At 71.6% G+C, this 1,161-nt stretch carries 1 protein-coding gene; it reads left to right on the plus strand.

Going from position 1 to position 1,161, the window contains the following annotated elements:
- On the plus strand, positions 1-1,161 hold a 1,161-nt coding region (locus ABD299_RS24830; RefSeq protein WP_425581422.1), incomplete at both ends, for an IS1380 family transposase.

The following is a 1,161-nucleotide window of genomic DNA, read 5'->3' on the forward strand; positions in this document are numbered from 1 at the left end:
TCCGCGTGTGCGGGCGGGGTCGGGCCGGTCGACAGTGGTGTCTCAGGCGGGTGCGGTGCTGCTGACCGAGACGGTCCGCAAGGCAGGGCTGGACGCGGCGGTATCGGCCTCACTGGCGCGGTGGCGCAGACCACGCAGCGTGCACGATCCCGGCAAGGTCCTCACCGATCTCGCGGTGGCGGTCGCGCTGGGTGGGGACTGCCTGTCGGATGTGGCGATGCTGCGGTCCGAGCCGGAGGTGTTCGGGCCGGTGGCCTCCGACCCGACGGTCTCCCGGCTGGTCAACGCCCTCGCCCAGCACGGGGACAGGGCTGTGGCGGCTATCCGTGCCGCTCGTGCTGCGGCCCGGCGACGGGTGTGGTCCCTGGCCGGGGAGAGAAGTCCGGCCGCGGGCGGGCAGGTGACCGTGGACATCGACGCGCTCCTGGTTGTGGCGCACTCGGAGAAGGAAGGCGCCGCCCCGACCTGGAAGCGCACCTTCGGGTTCCACCCTTTGGCCGCGTTCATCGACCACGGTCAGGCCGGCACGGGCGAGAGCGCCGGGATGCTGCTGCGGCCGGGCAACACCGGGGCGAACACGGCCGCCGACCACATCACCGTTGCGAAGGCGGCCCTCGCGCAGCTGCCGAAGAAGCACCGGCGAGGACGCCGGACGCTGATCCGCACCGATTCCGCGGGCGGCACCCACGCCTTCCTCGAGTGGCTGTCGAGGCCGGGGCGGTGGCTGTCGTACTCGGTCGGGATGACCATCACCGATGAGATCCACGCCGCCGTCCTGAAGGTGCCGAAGCGGGCGTGGACCCCGGCCTATGACGCAGGCGGTCAGGTCCGGCCCGGGGCATGGGTCGCGGAGATCACCGGCATGCTCGACCTCACCACATGGCCGAAGGGGATGCGGCTGATCGTCCGCAAAGAACGGCCGCATCCCGGCGCCCAGTTGCGCTTCACCGACGCCGACGGCCACCGTCTCACCTGCTTTGCCACCAACACGGCCGGCGGGCAGCTTCCGGACCTGGAACTGCGCCACCGCCGCCGGGCCCGGGCCGAGGACCGTATCCGTCACGCGCGGGACACAGGCCTGCGCAACCTGCCCTTCCACGGCTTCGCTCACAACCAGCTCTGGCTGGAGATCGTCCAGATTGCCCTGGATCTGCTGGCCTG

It is taken from the genome of Streptomyces sodiiphilus, assembly GCF_039529215.1.
Taxonomy (GTDB): domain Bacteria; phylum Actinomycetota; class Actinomycetes; order Streptomycetales; family Streptomycetaceae; genus Streptomyces; species Streptomyces sodiiphilus.